This is a genomic window from Acidimicrobiales bacterium, assembly GCA_041394245.1.
Lineage (GTDB): Bacteria > Actinomycetota > Acidimicrobiia > Acidimicrobiales > Aldehydirespiratoraceae > JAJRXC01.
This window is the reverse complement of sequence record JAWKIR010000002.1, coordinates 2147482-2163496: the sequence shown is the minus strand read 5'-3', so window position 1 is coordinate 2163496 and position 16015 is coordinate 2147482. Positions and strand designations below refer to the sequence as shown.

The following is a 16015-nucleotide window of genomic DNA, read 5'->3' as shown; positions in this document are numbered from 1 at the left end:
TGCCCGCTACCAAGCGTGCTCAGGGAACGCAGTCGATCACGCCGGTGGTGGCCTCGGTCGGGGGATCGTCGAGTGTTTCGAACGGTCCCACGGGACGGGTTGGCAGTTCGTTGCTGATGATCATGCCGCTCGGATCGAGTCGTAGCTCGACTGTCGTCCAGTATCCCGAGTCGTCGTTGACGGCCACTCCCACGAACAGTTCCTGTGTGAGCACGTCGTCGACACACCGGACGCGGGTCGCACACGCCCGTCCCTGACACAGCGGAATGTCGGGCGAGAGCCCGATCTGAACGCCGAAGGTGGCACCGATTCCTTCGGCTGGCTCGTCGAGGAAGAACTCGTCGACGAGTTCGCAGCCCCGAAGCGTGACCATCCCTGCTGACGGCCCGAGGTATCCGGTGACGAAGAACTCGAGGCCGCCGTCGTCGTCGAGATCCGTCCCCGCGGGGACGCCGTCGCTCGTCCGGGCGAGGCCCGGCACCTCCGGCGGCGTCCCCAGATCGAGCGCGTTGGTCCATCCGGCCTGGAGACGAGCGAGCAGGAACCAGTTCCCGTCGGCGTCGTCGTAGACGAGCATCTCGTCGTCGACGCCGTCCTGGTCGAGGTCGAGCGGTGACCGGTCGAAGGCGATGTGGGCGGCGAGGTCGAGCACGTCGTCGCTCGGCACCGGGTTGGCCGCGCAGACGCCCGACTGACTCGGCCCCGTCGTCGGATACGGATCGGTGGTCGTCGTGGCCGTCGGAGCCGGGTCGGCGAGCGCATCGTTGATCAGTTCGGCGTAGCTCCGGGCCTCGGCCTCGAGCATGCGGGTCGGCACGGTCAACTCCGTGAATGTCATCCCGGGCTCGGCGAAGCCGAAGGTGAGGGTGACCCCGCCGATCGTGGCGACGACGGCGCCACCGTCGCGGAAACTCGTGGGCTCGTCGAACCTCAGGGCGAGCGTCCATGCGCCGTCCTCGGTGCGAGCGGGCTCGGCCGCGGGCGTCGCCACCTCGGGCGCACCGGGAGCCGCGAACAGCAGCTCGCTTCCGGGGAACTCCACCTGGGGGTCGGGTCCGAGCACGTCGTCGACGATCAGCAACCACTCGGCGTCGGTGACGCCCACCACGGGGCCGGCGCCGACGGAGCCGAAGTACTCCTCGGTGAGCGCGTGGTCGTCGGTCGACTCCAGCGCGAGCAGTTCGTCGAACCAGCCCGGACGTTCCCCGCCGTTCGTCGCCAGGAACTGACCTGCCGACGCGGTGTGGAGCCAGAAGACCGCTTCGTCGAAGGTCTCGTCGGCGGAGATGCTCGCCTCGATGGGGACGGGCTCGCCCACGTAGGCGACCGCGAGCGCGTCGTCCCAGGAGGCGACCGCGTCGGCCAGCGCGGCGAGGTCGGTCGTGACGCCGAGGAGTTCCGCGGCCCTCCGCTCGAGATCTTGGGCCGAGAACCGTCGCGTCTCGATGCTCGCGACGAGATCCTCGTCGCCGCCTCTCGTGAATGAGACGGCGACGACACCGTCGTTGCGGGTGGAGACGCTGAATCCGTCGGCCGGCACAGTGTTCCTCCGATAGGGCGTGGAGCCGCCGAACAGTCGCGTGATGTCGTCGACCGCAACGTCGGTTCGCGCGTCCGGAGTGACGAGCGCGACTTCAGGCCAGGCGAGGAAGCCGGCCACGAATGCGAGCTCGCCCGGGTAGTCGATACGTTCCACGCCGGACGCCGGTATCCAGCGGCGAGCCGACTCGGGTCCGGCGACGTCGGTGTCGGGATCATCACCAGGGAGAACGGCGAACGCCCCGACGGCCAGGACGAGGATCGCGACGGCGGCACCCGCCCAGCGCCACGGCAGGCCCCGACCGCCGCCGACGTGATCTCGCCACGTCGGTGTCGAGATCACGCTCGCCCGGGCTTCGCCCATGCGGCGGATCTGGTCCTCGAGGGTCATCGGTCGACTCCCAGTTCGGTGCGCAGGCGGATCATGCCCCGCTCGAGGTGGTTGGCGACGGTGGATGCGCTGATGCCCATCGCCTCGCCCGCTTCGACATGCGTCATGCCCGCCGCATGGACGAGCCAGATCGCCTGCGACTGCTTCGGCGAGAGTCGGGCCAGGGCGGCGGGCAGCCCGGGCTCGATGTCGGGGATCGCGTCGTCGGACGTCCACGGGAGGAGCCCTTGCCGGCGGCGGCGGGAGCGTGACTGGGCCACCCGGTAGAGATAGCCGGCGGGGTTGGTCATGGGGAGCACGCGGTCGCGGTGCTCCCAGGCGTAGGCGAGGGCCTCGGCGACGGCGTCGCCGACCATCGGCGCGGGGAGATGACCGGCGAGGGCACGTTCGAGTTGGGGCTGGACACGCGTGACGAACACGTCGAACTCCTCCTCGTTCTCGTCTCCCATGTCACCCGTAGTAACCGAAGAACCGCCGCCCCGCGCCACATCCCCGATCTGAAGGCTGTCCCACCCGCGAATTGCAGGTCGTCTCGCCTTGATTTGCGGAAAGGGGGAAGGGGGTAGCGTGGAAGACATGGCCACTGACATGGAGATCCTCGACGTCGACCTCATCGCCTTCGAGAACGGCGATGCGGCGACCCGAAAGGCCGTGGTCGACGGGGTGACGCAGAGCCTGCGCACCGGGTTCGTCTATGTCGAGCACGACCTGTCGGTCACCATGATCGACGAGGTCTACGGGCAGCTCGAGGCGTTCTTCACGCTGCCGCAGGAGAACAAGGACGCGTACATCGTGCCGGGGTCGCACGGGCAGACCGGCTACACGGGCCTTCTCGTCGAGACGGCGGCGAGCGCCGACGTGCCCGACTGGAAGGAGATGCTCAACTGGGGCGCTCCCCTCGGCGAGGGCCACCCGCTGCGGTCCAAGTACCCGCATCGCTACGGCCCCCCGACGCTTCCGGAGAACGACCTGCCCGGCGTCCATCAGCTCCTGCTGGACTTCCACCACTCGATCGCGTCGTTGCAGGCGCGGGTGTTGCGCATCATCGCCGCCGGCCTCGGTGTCGACGAGCGCTTCTTCGACGACATGCTGGTCGACGGCGCCACCCTCACCCGGGCGATCCACTATCCGGCCATGGAGAACGCGCCGGGCGAGCAACACGTGTGGGCCGGCGAGCATGCCGACATCAACCTGATCACCGCCCTGCCCCGGGCCACCGCTGCCGGCCTGCAGGTGAAGATCGACGACGAGTGGGTCGACGCGGCACCCCCGCCCGACCGGGCAATCATCAACACGGGCCTCATGCTCGAGCGGCTCACCAACGGGGTGATCCCGCCGGGTATCCATCGCGTGGTGTCGGCCCCGGGCCAGCAGGGCGACCGCTACTCGGTCGTCCAGTTCGCCCACCCGACACCGTGGACGATGCTCCAGCCCATCGGCACCTGCGTCACCGCGGAGACGCCGCTGCGGTTCCCGACCATCAGCGCGGCCGACGCGCTCGACAAGGTGCTCTGGGAGATCAACCTCGTCGAGGACGGCCGGCGGGTCACCGACTGAACGTCACCTCGAATCAGTCCGAGAGTTCCTCGAGCACGGGCCGATTCGGCTCGAAGGTGACCTTCACCGTCGCAGTGGCCCCGGCACGGTCGTCTTCGGCGCTGTCCTGCACGGAGACGACGATCGATCCCTCGTAGCGGTCGAGGAAAACGACGGGCTGGGTCCAGTCGTCGCCGAACTCCCGTGGCTCCGCGGGCTCGACGAATCCCGGCTCGAAGAAGCTCTCCTCGCCGGCGAAGAACGCCGACGTTCCGAGGTCGCCGGCGAACGTCGCCTTCGCGTCGTCGACGGCATCGGGTGCGAGCGTCAGCTCGATGGTCACCTCGAGGTAGCGAAGCCCTCGGTCGGCGTCGAAGCTGTCCTCCGAACGGTTCCAGCTCTGGAGCCGGACGTCGGTGAGCTGCGCGCCGTCGATCTCGGGGAGCTCGTCCACGATCGTCTGGATGAACGGCACCGGGATCACGCCGGGTTCGAACTCGAACGGCACGTCGACCTGGTAGCCGGGGATTCCCTCGCCGTAGACCTGTTCCTCGTCGGCCCACACGAAGATCGGCTTCGGTGTGGCCGGGAGACCGTTCACCACGATCGTCGCGGCGCCGCTCTGGTACACGTGATTGATCGACTGGGGCCCACCGGCTCCGCTGCTCGGGTCGCTCCCGGTCGAGTTGGAATAGGTCCAACCCAGGTCGGTCATGATCGGGTCGTAGAACTCGCGGAGGGCGACGTTGCCCGGGCTCGGTTCGTCGGCCTGGATGTCGATGTCGGGCATGGGGTCGGCCGAGAGGACCTCGTAGCTCCAGTCCCACGTCCAGGGCGACCGCTCGTCGCTCCCGGGGACCATGTCGACCGAGACGCGCAGCGGCGTGGTGTTCTCCGGAGTCGGGATCGCGAGTGGGAAGCCGATGATCGCCAGTGCGAGTTCGAGCGGGTCGCCGGTGCCGTCCCCCCAAGCCACGACGAGGTCGGGGATCTCGTCGAGCGGGAGCGGGGTCGGGCCGGTCGGCGACGGCGGTTCGGTGGTGGTGGAGGAGGAGGAGGTGGTCGACGTCGTGGGGACGGAGGTGGTCACCGCAGTGGCGGTCGTGGGGTCGCTTACCTCGTTCGACTCGCCGTCACCTCCGCCGCATGAGGTGGCCACGAGGGCCACCACGACAGCCGAGAACAGAACAGTCCGCATCCGCTTCGCCATGGCAGCAACGGTAGCCACTCGGGAAAGTACGCCGGGGTCAGACACCCATACCTTCTGGGTCTCCCTCGAGAAGGTATGGGTGTCTGACCCCGAGATACCTACTTGGTGACGGCGAGGGTGAAGCGGAGGGGTTCGTTGTCGACCTTGGCTTCGTGGATGTGGAGGTGGTCGTCGCCGGCGCCGGCGGTGATCGACTCGGCGAGCACCTGCTCGGCGATGTAGGCCCGATGGGTGTCGAGCGCGGCGAGCGCATCGGTCGAGGCGACCTCGATCCACACGTCGATCCGGTCGGTGACCACCAGGTCCTCGGCCTTGCGGGCGTTCTGGATCTCCCGGACGATGTCGCGGGCCAGACCCTCGGCTGCGAGCGCTGGGGTGACATCGGTGTCGAGGGTGACCACGGCGTCGTTGGACCGCAGCGCGGCGGCCACCACGTCGTCGGGCGACTCGAGCGCGAGCTCGTACTCGCCCTCGGCGAGTGTGTGCCCGGCGACGGTCACCGAGCCGTCGTCGTTCGATTCCCACTCGCCGTTCTTGGCCGCGGCGAACACGGTCTGCACGTCCTTGCCGAGACGGGGCCCGAGCGCCTTGCCATCGGGTCGCAGGACGAAGGTCGCCAACGACCCGATCTCCTCGGTGACGTGGACGGCCTTCACGTTGAGCTCGTCGGCGAGGAGATCGGCGAACGGCTCCAGGGTCGGTGCGTCGCGACCCGCGATGGTGACCGACGCCAGCGGCAGGCGAACCCGTAGACCCTGGTCTTCGCGGAGCCGCAACCCGGTCGACGCGACATCGCGCAGACGGTCCATGGCCGAGACGAGCGCCGGATCGGACGGGTAGGCGTCGACCGAGGGCCAGTCGGTCAGGTGCACCGAGTCGGGCTGGCCGGCGTCGCCGCCGGTGAGGCCGATCCAGATCTCCTCGGTGATCATCGGCAGCAGCGGCGCGGCGACCTGCACGAGCGTCACCAGCACCGTGTAGAGCGTGTCGAGACCGGCCCGGTCGGCCCGGCCGGACGCCGTGCCCCAGAAGCGGTCGCGCGACCGGCGGATGTACCAGTTGTTCAGCGCATCGATGAAGGACTGGATCTCCATCGCCGCCCCGGGCAGGTCGTAGGCGTCCATGCGCGCTTCGACCTGCTCCACGAGGTCGCGCGTCTTCGCGAGCACGTAGCGATCCAGCAGCTCGGTCGAGTCGGTCCGGAAGCTCGCCCGGTAGCCCTCGACGTTCGCGTAGAGGGTGAAGAACGAATAGGCGTTCCAGATCGGGAGGATCACTTGGCGGACGACGTCGTCGATCGCCTGATCGGAGATGCGGGTGTCGCCGCCCCGCACGATGTTGGTGGACATGAAGTACCACCGCAGCGCATCGGCGCCCTGCTTCTCGAAGATCTCGGACGGCTCGGTGTAGTTGCGGAGCTTCTTCGAGAGCTTGGCGCCGTCGTCGGCCAGCAGGATCCCGTGACAGATCGCGTTCTTGAATCCGGGCCGGTCGAAGATTGCCGTCGACAGGACGTGCATCGTGTAGAACCAGCCGCGCGACTGGTTGATGTATTCGACGATGAAGTCGGCCGGGAAGTGCTCGTCGAACCAGTCCTTGTTCTCGAACGGGTAGTGCACCTGGGCGAAGGGCATCGAGCCCGACTCGAACCAGCAGTCGAGCACCTCGGGCACACGCCGCATCGTCGACTGGCCGGTGGGATCGTCGGGGTTGGGACGGGTGAGCTCGTCGATGAACGGGCGGTGCAGGTTGTCGGGCCGGACGCCGAAGTCGGCCTCGAGCTCGTCGAGCGACCCGTAGACGTCGGTGCGGGGGTACTCGGGGTTGTCGCTCACCCAGACGGGGATCGGTGAACCCCAGAAGCGGTTGCGGCTGATCGACCAGTCGCGGGCGCCCTCGAGCCACATGCCGAAGCGGCCGTCCTTGATGTGGCCCGGGACCCAGTTGATCTCCTGGTTGGTCTCGAGCATCCGGTCGCGGATGTCGGTCACCTTCACGTACCAGCTCGGCATCGCCTTGTAGATGATCGGCGTGTCGGTGCGCCAGCAGTGCGGGTAGTTGTGCGTGTAGCTGTCGTGGCGGATCAGCTGACCCGTGTCGCGCAGATGCTTGATGATCGACGGGTTGGCCTCGAGCACGTTCTCGCCGGCCCACTCCACCACGTCGTCGGTGTAGCGACCGGAGTCGTCGACGGGCACGACCATGCCGATGCCCGCCTCGCCGCACAAGCGCTGGTCGTCCTCACCGAACCCGGGCGCCATGTGGACGACGCCGGTGCCCTCGTCGGTGTCGATGAAGTCGCCGGCCAGCACCACGAACGCACGATTGGTGCCGTGATGGGGCTTCGTCGGATCGACCTCGGCCATGTCGGCGAAATAAGGGAACAGCGGCACGTAGGTGCGACCGACGAGGTCGGAGCCCTTGACGGTACCGATCTGTTCGGCATGCTCCATCTGCTTGTCGTATTTGCCGAGCACGGCCTCGCCGATGAGGTAGCGGGTGCCGTTGGCGTCGAGCATCACCGCATAGTCGAGGTCGGGGCCGACCGCGAGCGCCAGGTTGGACGGCAGCGTCCACGGGGTGGTGGTCCAGGCCAGGATCGCGGCGGGTCCCTCGCCGGGGATGCCGTCGGCATCGTCGAGCGTGAACGCGACGGTGACAGCCGGGTCCTGGCGCGGGCGGGTCGCGTCGTCGAGGCGGATCTCGTGATTGGACAGCGGTGTCTCCGCCCCCCAGCTGTAGGGCAGCACACGGTTGGCCTGATAGATCAACCCCTTGTCCCACAGCTGCTTGAACGCCCACATCACCGACTCCATGTAGGGGAGGTCCATGGTCTTGTAGTCGTTCTCGAAGTCGACCCAGCGGGCCTGGCGGGTGACGGTGGTCTCCCACTCCTGGGTGTACTTGAGCACCGAGGTGCGGCAGTACTCGTTGAACCGCTCGATGCCGTAGTCGATGATCGACGCCCGGCCCGAGACCGGGAGTTCCTTCTCGGCCTCCATCTCGGCGGGCAGGCCGTGGCAGTCCCAGCCGAAGCGACGCTCGACCCGCTTGCCCTTCATCGTCTGGTAGCGGGGGACGACATCCTTCACGTAGCCGGTGAGCAGATGGCCGTGGTGGGGCAGGCCGTTGGCGAACGGCGGACCGTCGTAGAAGACGTATTCGTTGTCCTCGGAGCGCTGCTCGACCGACTGCTCGAAGGTGGCGGCGGTCTCCCACCGCTCGAGAATGCGCGCTTCGATGGCCGGAAGATCCGGACTCTCGACGTGCGGATAGGGCGCGGACGCGCCGTCATTCTCGGTAGCAGTCATGGCTGATCAGGCTACCGGCGGCGATGCTGCGCATCGCTTGGAGTTTCGCCTGCGGCGAAACGTCCCGGCGCCACCGGTTCCCGAGTATCGCCTGCGGCGAAGGCTCCTGGCGGCGGGGTCGACGGGGCCGGGTCCCGCAGGTCGATCACGTCGGTGAGGTCGATGACCGGATCGGGATCGGTGTCGGGCAGGCCCCATCGGTCGTGGAAGCGCCGCAGTGGGGCGGGCGCCCACCAGTTCCACCGGCCGGCGATCGCCATCAGCGCGGGAACGATCGTGATGCGGACGATGAACGCGTCGACCACGACGGCGACCGCGAGTCCGAGCCCGAACAGCTTGAGGAAGCTCAGGCTCGAGGTCGCGGTGGCGAGGAACGTCACCGTCAACAGCAGGGCCGCTGCGGAGACGAGGGGCCCCGTCCGGTCGATCCCGTCGACGATGGCGTCCTCGTTGTGGCCGCTGCGGTCGTACTCCTCCTTGATGCGCGACAGCAGGAAGACCTCGTAGTCCATGCTCAACCCGAACGCGATGCCGAAGACGAGCACCGGGGTACTGATGTCGGTGAACCCGGTCGCCGTGAAGCCGAGGACGGACTCGAACATGCCCTCCTGGAAGACGAGGATCATGACGCCGAAGGTGGCGCCGAGGCTCAGCAGGTTGAGGACGATCGCCTTGAGCGGGACGAGGATGCTCCCGAACATGAGGAAGAGGAGCACGAAGGTCGCGCCGAAGAGCAGTGCGCCGGCGAGCGGAAGATTGTCGAGGATGGAGTCCTTGGTGTCGATGAACGCCGCGGTGCCTCCACCGACGAGCACGTCGTCGAACGGCGCGTCCGCGGCACGGATCGTGCGGATCAACGACTCCGCCTCGGCGCTGATCGGTTCGACGTCGGGCACGACGTTGAACCAGGTCGCGTCGTCGCGAAGAAACCGAGCGGTCGCCGCCTCGTCGCCCGGGTCGATCGAGGCGCCGTCGACGAAGGCACCGTGCGCGGTGTCGACCCGGCCCACCCCCGGCAGTTGCGAGATCTCCAGTGCGTAGCCGGTGATCGACGCGCGGTCGACGCCCCCGCGCGCGACGATGGGGAACGCATTCGCCTCGGACGAGTCGAACGCCTCGGTCATCAGCTCCGTCGTCGCCCGGACGGGATCATCCGGCGCGAGCGAACGATGGTCGGACTCGCCCCACTCGACACCCAGGAACGGGACCGCCATCGCGGCGAGACCAACGGCGCCGAGGACCAGATAGCGCCAGGGGTGATCGACGACCCGGTCGGCCTGCTCCCGCCACACGCTGATGCCGTGACGGCGGATCCTTCGCCTGCGAACGGCGCCGGCTTCGATGCGGTCGCCGAGAAGGCTGAGCGCGGCGGGGAGGGCGACCACCGAGAGGAGCAGGGCGAAACCGATCACCCCGATCCCGGCGTAGGCGAACGAGCGAAGGAAGTAGATGGGGAACACCAGCAGAGCCGACAACGAGACCGCCACCGTCAGGCCGCTGAACGCGACGGTTCGCCCGGCGGTCTCGACGGTGCGCACGACGGCGGCGTCGACATCGAGGCCGCTCGCCCGTTCCTCCCGGTACCGGGTGACGATCAGCAACGAGTAGTCGATCGCCAGGCCGAGCCCGAGGGTCGCCACGAGATTGATCGCGAAGATCGAGACATCGGTGAACAGCGTGACCAGGTAGAGGACCAGCAGGGCCCCGATGATGGTCGCCACGCCGACGAGAGCAGGGACGAGCGCGGCGACGAGCGATCGGAACACGACGAGGAGCAGGAGGAGTGTGATCGGTATGGCGATGAGCTCCGCGGTCGCGAGATCGGACTCGGCGGCCATGCCGATGCGTTCGAAGACGGGATCACGACCGCCGATCTGCACGTCGAGCGGGCCGCGCGCGGCGAGCACGAAGTCCTCCGTGAGCCGGATCGACAGCTCTTCGCGAACGGGGTCGTTGGCGTCGCCGGGGAAGCGGACGAGGAGCAGGGCGCGGGTGCCGTCGCGGGATCGCAGCGACGGCGGGGAGCCCGCCGACCAGTAGGACACGACATCGTCGGTGCCTTCCATCGACGCGATCTCCTCGGTGAACGCGAGCCCGGCCGCGGTCGCTTCGGGACTGTCGACGGCGGGACTGTCGGCGCCGGCCGCGTCCCGAACGGTCAACAGGAACGCGGCATCGGTGAAGCCGGTGTCGAACAGCCGGTCGAGTTCGGCGCGGGCGGCGACCGAGTCGGAGTCGGGGTCGTCGAAGCCCGATCCTGCGAGTCGGTCGAGCACGCCGACGCCGAAGACGACCGACGCGACGACGACTGCGACGCTGAGCCCCAGCGCGGCGCCGCGATGCCGCACCGCCGATCTGCCCAGTCGTGAGAACACGTCGCCGGTCTATCACGCAACGTGGTCGGGTCGCCGTGGGCGCGCGGCCCTAGGATCCGTCGATGCGCCGCTTCCTGATCGACACCGACACCGCCTCCGACGATGCCGTCGCCATCCTCATGGCGCTGCGTCATCCCGAGATCCAGGTCGAGGCCCTGACCGTGGTGTGCGGCAACGTCGGCCTCGATCAGGCGGTCCAGAACGCGCTCTACACCGTCGAGCTGTGCGGGGCCGACGTGCCCGTCCACCCGGGCGCTGCTCGCCCCATGATGCGCACGCTCGAGACGGCGGACTATGTGCACGGGGCCGACGGAATGGGCGACTGCGGTCTCCCGCTCCACGGCCGCATTCCGGCGGAGGGACGCGGTGCCGATGTCATCGTCGACACCATCCTCGGCGCCCCCGGCGAGATCACCCTCGTCACCCTCGGACCGCTGACGAATGTCGCCCTCGCCGTGTTGCGGGCGCCCGAGATCGTCGACGCCGTCGATCGGGTCGTCGTCATGGGCGGCACCGGGGTCCACGGCCCCGGCAACGTCTCGGCGATGGCGGAATACAATTTCTGGGCCGACCCCGAGGCAGCGCAGATCGTGGTGCGGTCCGGCCTGCCGCTCGAGCTCGTCGGGTGGGACATCTCGATCTCGTCGGCGGTGGTCGACGCCGACCGCCATGCGCGGATGCGGGCCGTGGGAACCAAGTACTCGGACTTCGCCGTCGACATCGCACAGGTGGTGCGGCGCTACGCGATGGCCTACGGGCTGGAAGGCGACGATCTTCCCGACCCGATCGCCATGGCGCACGCCATCGATCCCGCTCCCGCCGAGATGACCCGGCTGTGGGTCGATGTGATGGTGGGTGACGGTCCGCAACGCGGGGTGCTCGACGTCGACCAGATCGGCATCACCGACGGTGTCCCCAACCTCGATCTGGTGACCCACTATCCGACCGAGCACTTCTTCGGGATGCTGTTCGAGCTCCTCCAGGACTGACCCATCTCTGCCACACTCGTCGGATGTCGTCGCGGCAGCTCTTCTACACCCACGTCATGAAGACGGGCGGCACGTCGCTTCACCGCGTGCTTCGGGCCCGCATCGGCGAGGCGGCGACCTATCCGGCCGAGGACCCCGGGCCGGGTCAGGTCGCGGCGAAGACCTTCAGTCATCTCCGGCTCGGGCTCGATGCGGCGGAGGTACGACGATTCGGGCTCGTCAGCGTCCACCACCCTTCCTGCTCCGTTTCGCGCAGGACGCACCCGACGACCTCGCCGCCATCTACGCAGATGACGGGTGGCGGAGCCGGCTCTCGAACTACCAGACGCAACTCTTCGCCGACACCCGGGCTCGCAACGAGGCCGCCGCGGCTGCGCTCGATGGCAACAGCCTCGACGCCGACGGGCGCGATGGTCTTCGGCTGGCGCTCTCGCAGTTCTGGGAAACCGCCATCTCCCGACCGTTCGATATCGGTCCGGCGGAGCTCGACGACGCCGTCGCGGTTCTGGAGCGCTACGACTGTGTCGGGGTGACCGAGGATCTCCCGGGCATGGTGGACCGGGTTGCCGCCCTGACCGGGCTCGATCTCCCACCGGCGCCACACGCCAATGTCGGCGACGGCGCCGATGCCGTCTCGCCGGAGTTGCTGGCCCGGATCACGGCCGACAACGAGTACGACATTCGGCTCTACGAGCACGCGGTGCGGCTGGCATCATCGGCGACGTGACCGGCCGCTAGCGTCGCGGCATGGACGCCACGCAACTGCACAGCCTGCTCGACTTCTCCGGCCGGACGGCCATCGTCACCGGAGGAACCCGCGGTATCGGCCGGTCCGTGGCCGAAGGTCTGGCCGCGGCCGGGGCCAACGTGGTAGTCGCCAGCCGCAAGGCCGACGCCTGCGCCGACACGCAGGCCCATCTCGAGTCGATGGGGGCAGCCGCGCTGGGTGTCCCGACGAACATGGGCGACGCCGATGCCGCCGATCAGCTGGTCGCCGCAGCGATCGATCGCTTCGGCGGGCTCGACATCGTCATCAACAACGCGGCCAACGCGCTGGCTGCGCCGGTCGGTCAACAAAGCGATGCGACCTGGCAGAAGTCTTTCGAGGTCAACCTGCGCGGTCCGGCGCTCCTGATCCAGGCCGCGGTGCCCCACCTCGAGAAGGCCGACCATGCCGCCGTGGTCAATGTCATCAGTGTCGGCGCCTTCCAGTTCGCCCGCGGCGTCGCGATGTATGCGGCGATGAAGGCCGGGCTGCTGTCCGTGACGCGTTCGTTCGCCGGGGAGCTGGCCGGAAAGGGCATCCGGGTCAACGCCCTCGCGCCCGGGCCGGTCGACACCGACATGACCCGCAACCTCGGCGAGGGCGCTCCTGCGGCGATGGGCGCGGGCACCCTGCTCGGTCGTCCGGCGCACGCCGACGAGATGGTTGGCCCCGCGCTCTTCCTCGCCGGCCGGGCATCGAGCTACATGACCGGCCAGGTCCTGGTCGTCGACGGGGGCATGCACCCCCACTGACCTCTCCCCGCCACATCGGTGTCAGACACCGATGTGGCGGGAGCTCAGTGCGCAGGGCTGATCTGCCGATGAACACGCACCGCGGAGTTTTTTCTTCGCGTGGCCAAACATTTCCTCGGTCTCGCACGTGAGAGGCGTGGGAGGCGGCGGCGATGTGCGACGGCAACATCAGCAGATAGGCAGGGCATGGCCCGAGATTTCGACGACTTCTTCCGATCGTCCTACGACCTGACGGTCCGGGGGCTGGAACTCGACGGCACCCGCCGTGACGACGCCCACGACGCCGCCCAGGAGGCGTACGTCCGCGCTTATGCCCGATGGTGGCGGGTCGGTCACTACAAGGAACCGGCCGCGTGGGTGCGTCGCGTGGCGGTCAACATCGTGCGCGATCAGCATCGTCACCGGACGGTCCGGGAGAACTCGCTGCCGAAGCTCGCGGCGGAACCGGTCTCGGTTCCGGCACACGGCAGCGACTCGATCGAGGGACTCGACGAGGCCCTCGATCTGCTGCCGGCCCAGCAGCGCAAAGCCGTCGACCTCTTCTACGGGGCAGGTTTCAGCACCGACGAGGCGGCCGACCGCATGGGCATCTCGCCCGGCGCGTTCCGCTTCCACCTGAGCCGAGCCCGTTCTTCTCTCAAGCCACGCATGGCCGACCAGCTCGGCCGACACGAGATGGCCCCCTGCCGTCAGGAAGTAGTGCGATGAACCCCCACACCGATCAGATCCTCGAGGGCCTCCGGCCCCGGATGCACACGGCCCGCGTCGGTCATGTCCGCCGCCTGTTCGCCGGCCTCGCGGTGGTCCCGTTGCTCGGGTTCGGCGCTGCCGCGATGGCTGCCGATGGTGCGGAGGCGCCTGCGCTCCAGACCGCCGACGGTGCGCCCGACGGCGGCGACTCCACTCCCGACGTCGACCTGCCCGACATCGGCAGCGCCAGCGACCTCGTCGATCCCGGTCACGATGAAGCCGCCGGCGCCGACGGCGGTTCCGATGGCGACGAGCACCCGGTGATCGCCGAGACGACGGAGGCACAAACGAAGGTACTCAGTCTCGGTCCTCTCGGCTCGGCCGAGATCTCCGAGACCGATGACGGTCTCGACCTCCTCCATGCCGACCTCGTCGAAGGATGGGAGATCGTGACGATCGATCTCACCGACGACGGCATCGTGCTGATCGTCAAGAAGGGCGATTCGTTGAAGGTCGTGACCATCAGCGACGGCGTTCGCGACGAGATCGACGTGCGGATCGAGGATCTCGTCTTCCCGACGACGACCACCACCACGACCACGGCGGCACCCCCCACCGTCATCACCGACCGTTTCACCGTCACGGTCGAGGGCAAGGGCTCCTTCATCGTCGAACGCGAAGGCGAGAAGCTCTGGGTGGGCGATGTCACGCCCGCCGGCGGCTTCGACTACGAGGTCGTGCAGGGTGAGGGCTGGAAGGTCTTCGTCAGGTTCACCAACGGCGAATGGGTTTGGTACGGCAAGGCGTTGATCAACGACGCCGGTGAGGTCGAGCAGCACTTCTGGGACGAGCCGCCGCCCTTCGAGCCGGTGTATCAGCTGGTCGAGGTGCCCGGTGTGGGCGTCGTCAAGTTCAAGCTCTGGAGCGACGGACTCGTCTACGTCAAGGAAGCGAATCCCGCAGCCGGCTACGGCTTCTGGGACTACAACGAGGGAGCGCCGGCCGAGGTCGCCAAGATCGACTTCGAAGGTGAGGGAAGCCTCTGGATCGTCGAGGCATGGCCCAACGACGACGGTGGTCTCAGCTACACGGTCACGGACGCCTCACCGGAGTGACCGGGATCTGATCGATCGGTTCCGAGCACACCGCCCGCGCGCGGGTGCACGTCGGTGCCGCCTCCGGTCCTACGCCGGCCAGACAAGGGGGAACGCCGGCGGACCCACGGGGTCGCCGTCGGCGAGCGACTCGTGGTGGGGCTTCGGGGTCAGTGCGCGCCGCGTGTAGGTGACCCCGGCACCGCAATAGCGAACGGAGACGGCGCGGCGCGGGGTCGTCGTCGACTGGTTGGGTCCGGCACCGTGGATCGTGCGGGCGTGGTGCACGATCACGTCGCCTGGCTCGGCTTCGATCCACACGATGTCGGCGCCGTCCGGGTCGGCGTGGAAGTCGGGCACATCGGTTCCGCTGGTTCCGGGTATCGGGTCGCGGGTGACGAAGAGGTTCGGCCGCCACTCGGTGTCGTCGAGGTGGCTGCCGCGGACGTAGCCCATGGCGCCGGTTTCGCGCGACACGGAGTCGAGCGGAATCCATGTGGTGCAGACCGCGTCGCCGTCGACCGAGAAGTACGGGTGGTCCTGGTGGAACACCGTGGGTTCGCGGCTGCCCGGCTCCTTCACGAGGATGGAATCCTCGTACAGGTACAGATCGGTCGTCTCGAGCAATGAGGCCACGATCGCCGGCAGCGGTGATGTGGTCGCAAAGGCGCGCATGTCGTCGTCGACCAGCCAGTGGTCGACGCCTGAACGGAACCGACCCCGGGCACCATCGGACGGGGGAGCGTCGCGCAGCGCGTCGCCGAGGGCCGAGAGATCGGCGGTGGCGTCGTCGCCGGTGACGGCGCGGGCGACGGGGGCATCGAGCGACCGGACCACGCCGAGCGGGAGGACACCGCGGAGTGCGACGACACCGTGCTCGCGAAACGCACGTCGGTCCGCCTCACTGACGGCCGACGTCGGACTCACTCCTCTTCGTCGGAGGCCGCCTCGACGGGCGGCTCCTCCTCTTCGTCATCGTCGGCGGGTGCGGCTGACTCATCGGTGGGTGCCGGTGCGGCCTCGTCGACCGGGGCGGCCTCATCGTCGACCGGGGCGGCCTCGGCGGCCGGTGCCGGCTCGTCGGGCTCTTCGCCGTCGCGCAGCTTCTTCCAGCGGTCGGCCGCATCGCGGTATGCCGCCTCGGCCTCGGCCTTCTCGGTTGCCGATCCGCGCTCGTTGAGCTTCTTCACGACCGCCGCGGCCTCGTCCTTCGCCCGCTCCGCCTTCTTGATGCGCTTCTCGCGGTTGGTGCGTTCGCGGTCGGCTTCGACGTATTCGTTGAACAGCGTCAGCGCCGCTGAGGTCTCGTCGTCGAGCTTGGGCGCGGTATCGGATTCGGGCATGGGACCATTCTGTCGGGTC

At 68.4% G+C, this 16015-nt stretch carries 13 protein-coding genes; 6 read left to right on the top strand and 7 right to left on the bottom strand.

Annotation, left to right across the window (positions count from 1 at the left end):
- Positions 1-19: 19 nt before the first annotated feature.
- Together R2707_10800 and R2707_10795 are read right to left on the bottom strand one after the other, a co-directional pair.
- Complete coding sequence (locus tag R2707_10800) at positions 20-1930, bottom strand: hypothetical protein (GenBank protein ID MEZ5245577.1); 1911 nt, start codon at positions 1928-1930, stop codon at positions 20-22.
- Complete coding sequence (locus tag R2707_10795; protein ID MEZ5245576.1) at positions 1927-2379, bottom strand: sigma-70 family RNA polymerase sigma factor; 453 nt, start codon at positions 2377-2379, stop codon at positions 1927-1929. The genes R2707_10800 and R2707_10795 overlap by 4 nt, the downstream gene beginning before the upstream one ends.
- 127 nt (positions 2380-2506) lie before the next feature.
- Here R2707_10795 and R2707_10790 point away from each other — a divergent pair, with 127 nt between their 5' ends.
- On the top strand, positions 2507-3487 hold the full coding sequence (locus R2707_10790) for a 2-oxoglutarate and iron-dependent oxygenase domain-containing protein (protein MEZ5245575.1): 981 nt from the start codon (positions 2507-2509) through the stop codon (positions 3485-3487).
- Between the two features lie 13 nt (positions 3488-3500).
- Here R2707_10790 and R2707_10785 read toward each other — a convergent pair whose 3' ends face one another.
- From R2707_10785 to R2707_10775, 3 genes are all read right to left on the bottom strand, one after another.
- Positions 3501-4676, bottom strand: coding sequence for a hypothetical protein (locus R2707_10785; protein ID MEZ5245574.1), 1176 nt, complete (start codon positions 4674-4676; stop codon positions 3501-3503).
- A gap of 98 nt (positions 4677-4774) precedes the next feature.
- Positions 4775-7987 (bottom strand): isoleucine--tRNA ligase, encoded by a 3213-nt coding sequence (gene ileS / locus R2707_10780; protein ID MEZ5245573.1) that lies wholly within the window; start codon positions 7985-7987, stop codon positions 4775-4777.
- A gap of 11 nt (positions 7988-7998) precedes the next feature.
- Positions 7999-10362 carry an MMPL family transporter gene (locus tag R2707_10775; GenBank protein MEZ5245572.1) on the bottom strand — a complete coding sequence of 788 codons (2364 nt, stop codon included), beginning with the start codon at positions 10360-10362 and terminating at the stop codon, positions 7999-8001.
- Between the two features lie 62 nt (positions 10363-10424).
- On the opposite strand from R2707_10775, the gene R2707_10770 reads away from it, so the two are divergent.
- From R2707_10770 to R2707_10750, 5 genes are all read left to right on the top strand, one after another.
- Positions 10425-11351, top strand: a complete 927-nt coding sequence (locus R2707_10770; GenBank protein ID MEZ5245571.1) for a nucleoside hydrolase — start codon at positions 10425-10427, stop codon at positions 11349-11351.
- Between the two features lie 529 nt (positions 11352-11880).
- Entirely contained in the window at positions 11881-12078 is a 198-nt protein-coding gene (locus R2707_10765; GenBank protein ID MEZ5245570.1) for a hypothetical protein, read from the top strand.
- A gap of 20 nt (positions 12079-12098) precedes the next feature.
- Complete coding sequence (locus tag R2707_10760) at positions 12099-12869, top strand: SDR family NAD(P)-dependent oxidoreductase (GenBank protein ID MEZ5245569.1); 771 nt, start codon at positions 12099-12101, stop codon at positions 12867-12869.
- A 186-nt stretch (positions 12870-13055) separates the two neighbouring features.
- Positions 13056-13577, top strand: a complete 522-nt coding sequence (locus R2707_10755) for a sigma-70 family RNA polymerase sigma factor (protein ID MEZ5245568.1) — start codon at positions 13056-13058, stop codon at positions 13575-13577.
- On the top strand, positions 13574-14674 hold the full coding sequence (locus R2707_10750; GenBank protein ID MEZ5245567.1) for a hypothetical protein: 1101 nt from the start codon (positions 13574-13576) through the stop codon (positions 14672-14674). Before R2707_10755 ends, R2707_10750 begins: the two co-directional genes overlap by 4 nt.
- Positions 14675-14743: 69 nt before the next feature.
- On the opposite strand, the gene R2707_10745 is transcribed toward R2707_10750, so the two are convergent.
- Positions 14744-15580 (bottom strand): phytanoyl-CoA dioxygenase family protein, encoded by an 837-nt coding sequence (locus tag R2707_10745; GenBank protein MEZ5245566.1) that lies wholly within the window; start codon positions 15578-15580, stop codon positions 14744-14746.
- Positions 15577-15996 (bottom strand): hypothetical protein, encoded by a 420-nt coding sequence (locus tag R2707_10740; GenBank protein MEZ5245565.1) that lies wholly within the window; start codon positions 15994-15996, stop codon positions 15577-15579. The genes R2707_10745 and R2707_10740 overlap by 4 nt, the downstream gene beginning before the upstream one ends.
- Positions 15997-16015: the final 19 nt, after the last annotated feature.